This is a genomic window from Parapedobacter composti, assembly GCF_900112315.1.
In the GTDB taxonomy this organism is placed as follows: Bacteria; Bacteroidota; Bacteroidia; order Sphingobacteriales; family Sphingobacteriaceae; genus Parapedobacter; species Parapedobacter composti.
The window spans coordinates 1-2,970 of the sequence record NZ_FOLL01000043.1 but is presented as its reverse complement, the minus strand read 5'-3'; the positions used below and the strand labels follow the sequence as shown (position 1 = coordinate 2,970).

The following is a 2,970-nucleotide window of genomic DNA, read 5'->3' as shown; positions in this document are numbered from 1 at the left end:
GTGCGTCGCTCATAAAGTCCACCGACCAGGCATCATTGGGCAACATGGGCTTGGTCAGGGGCTGTTTTACCCTTTGAGGCAATCGCCGCTTTGCTGTATCCGCCCGACCAACTGCATATTTTCTGATTAATTGATCGTCTTTAGCTTTACGCCCAAAATAATATATTTATGAAAGAGCGTAGAGATTACATGTTTACCCTTGTTGGCCAGTGGCGTGAGAGTGGTTTGACCCGGCAGGAGTTCTGCCTGCAGCATGGCATCACCCTGGGCAAGTTCAGTTATTGGATCAGCCGCTGGAAGGAGGAGCAATCCGCCGGGGATAGCGGTTTTATTCCGATGGGTTCACCCACCAGGGCGGCAGGCCATCCTGTCTTGTCGGTTATCTATCCCAACGGTGTGCTGTTAATTATCACGTAAACACCGCCACCGATTCTCAATAAAATGCCGCCACCCAAAGCGGTTAAGGATTAACTTGTCGGAGGAAACCAACCTTCGGCATTATGTACAAAGTGGCGATGTATCATACAATAAAAACACTATTGGCACAGGGCAGGTCGCAGCGAGAGATCGCCAGGGACCTTGGGATGTGCCGCAAGACGGTGTCCCGGATAGCCAGGGCGCTGTCCGAGGGCATGGAGGGTCCCGGCGAACAGGTGCGGGTAAAAGTGCTTGACGATTACGAGCAAGAGATATCCACGTACCATGAATCGGGCCTGAGCGCGGTTCTTATCCACCGTAAGCTGGTTGAGAAGCACGGCGTGAATGTATCCTACCCCAGCGTTGCACGGAGTGTGGAACGGCTGAAGAAGCGGGAGGTTTATGTTCCGCTCCACAGTGCGCCGGGCGAGGAATGCCAGGTCGACTTCGGTTACCTGGGGCAGTTCCGGCGCAACGGCCGTGCGGTCAAGGTATGGGTATTCGCGATGGTGCTCTCCCACAGCCGGTATTCGTATTACCGCGTGGTGACCACCCAGCGGGTCACCGAGTTCCTGGACTGCCATATCAAGGCTTTTGAGTATTTCGGGGGCGTTCCCAGGACAGTCAAGCTTGACAACCTGAAATCAGGAGTGACCACGCCGGACCTTTACGAGCCGCTTCTTCAGGAACAGTACTCGTCTTTCCTGGCCTATTACGGCTGTGCGGGCATCGCCTGCCGTCCGGAACGCCCGCAGGACAAGGGCAAGGTCGAGTCGGCCATCAAATACGTGAAGAACAACTTCCTGAAGGGCTTCGAAGGGGAGGGCTACGAGGAACTGATATGTGCCCTGCGGGTCTGGAATGAAGAGATCTGCAACAAACGTGTCCACGGCACCACGCGGCGGGTTCCGGCGTCGGTTTTCCACTCGGTGGAGCGGGAGGCGCTGGGGGCACTGCCGTCCCATCGCTACCAGATTAGCGAGGTCACCGGGCGGCGGGTCACCAGGATGGCCCACGTCACCTACCGGCACAACTATTATTCGGTGCCGGCGGGCTACGCCGGGCTGCAGGTAAGGCTGGAAAGTAACGGGACGCTGCTGCGTGTCTACCATGAGCGCGCCCAGATCGCCACGCACAGCATCTCCCATGAGATCGGGGTGTATGTATCGATGCAGGACCACCGGCCGGAGGGCAAGCGGATGGTCTTCCGGGAGGAATACCAGCGCCGCATGGCCGCCATAGGCCCCCATGCGGTACGGATGTTCGCGGCGCTTCTGGAGCAGGTGCCCACGCATTGGACCCCCATGACGCGGGGGATACTCAGCCTGCGCAAGCGGTTCAGCGATGAGGCCATCGACGCCTCATGCCGGCGCGCCCTGCATTACGGGGCCGTCGGCTACCAGCAGGTGAAAAGGATCTGCGAGGGCGGCCTGTACCGCCAGCGGGAAGACACCCTGCCCCGGCCGGACTACTCCCAGGAGTACGGCCATGAGCTGGGCATGTACGACAGGATCACCCAGGGATGAACGGAAAACATTAACAATCACTGACAGATAAAATGGAAACACTCAAATCACAGTTACGCGCCCTGAAAATGCCTGCCATGGCAGAGGGGCTGGAAATGCGCAACAGGCATGCGCTGGCCAACCAGACCACCTACCTGGAGTTCCTGGAACTCCTTGTGGAAGACGAATCGGCAAGCCGGCAGGCGAACGGCTACCGTTCAAGGCTCAGGGACTCGCGCCTCGACACCCAGAAAGTGCTCGACACCTACGACTTCACCTACCAGCCCCAGCTCGATAAAAGGCAGGTCTACGAGCTGGCCTCATGCCGGTTCATCGAACAGCGGCACAACGCGGTATTCATGGGCAAGCCCGGCGTGGGCAAAACACACCTGGCACATGCCATAGGGCTGGAAGCGGTGAAACGGGGCAAAAAGGTGCTCTTCGTGCACACCAACGAAATGGTTGACAGGCTGTATGCCTCACGGGCCGATGGCTCCTACCAGGCCACCATGCAGCGCTATCTGAAGCCGGACCTGCTCATACTGGACGAGCTGGGGTTCAAGAAAATGCCGCAGAACAGCATGGAAGACTTCTTTGAAATCATCCGCAGGCGTTACGAAACCGGATCGGTGGTCATCACCACCAACCGTAACTTCGAGGACTGGGGCGCACTGTTCGGGGACAGGGTCATCGCCTCGGCTATCATTGACCGGATCGTGCACCATGCGGTCATCGTGAAACTGACCGGATCAAGCTACCGGGTGAAGAACCTGATGGAGCTCCAGGGGCTCTTCGGTGAGGACGACGGCCAGCAACCCAAAAGGGGCCGGCCAAAGAAGGTGGTCGCCGAAGAAACAGGCAGCGAAAAGGAAGTTGCAAATGACTGATTTTTTGTGATATTAGTGGCGGCATTTTATTGAGAATACCCGGCGGCATTTTATTGATAAGTGACAGTGCGGCTGGAAGTGCCTTCGGCGGACCTTGGACTATTGTCCAGGCTGATTGCCCTTGCCTGATGTTTTCGCTGGGTTCCTCGCACCGTTATTAT

General features: G+C 57.4%; 3 protein-coding genes. All 3 read left to right on the top strand.

Going from position 1 to position 2,970, the window contains the following annotated elements; translation table 11 throughout:
* Nucleotides 1-168: 168 nt before the first annotated feature.
* The 3 genes from tnpA (at nucleotide 169) to istB (ending at nucleotide 2,809) form a co-directional block, all read left to right on the top strand.
* Nucleotides 169-417, top strand: coding sequence for an IS66 family insertion sequence element accessory protein TnpA (gene tnpA, locus BM030_RS19425; RefSeq protein ID WP_139215968.1), 249 nt, complete (start codon nucleotides 169-171; stop codon nucleotides 415-417).
* A gap of 83 nt (nucleotides 418-500) precedes the next feature.
* Complete coding sequence (gene istA / locus BM030_RS19420) at nucleotides 501-1,943, top strand: IS21 family transposase (RefSeq protein ID WP_090975257.1); 1,443 nt, start codon at nucleotides 501-503, stop codon at nucleotides 1,941-1,943.
* Nucleotides 1,944-1,975: 32 nt separating this feature from the next.
* The gene (gene istB, locus BM030_RS19415; RefSeq protein WP_090975256.1) at nucleotides 1,976-2,809 is read left to right on the top strand and encodes an IS21-like element helper ATPase IstB; all 834 of its coding nucleotides are present in this window, start codon (nucleotides 1,976-1,978) and stop codon (nucleotides 2,807-2,809) included.
* Nucleotides 2,810-2,970 lie beyond the last annotated feature (161 nt).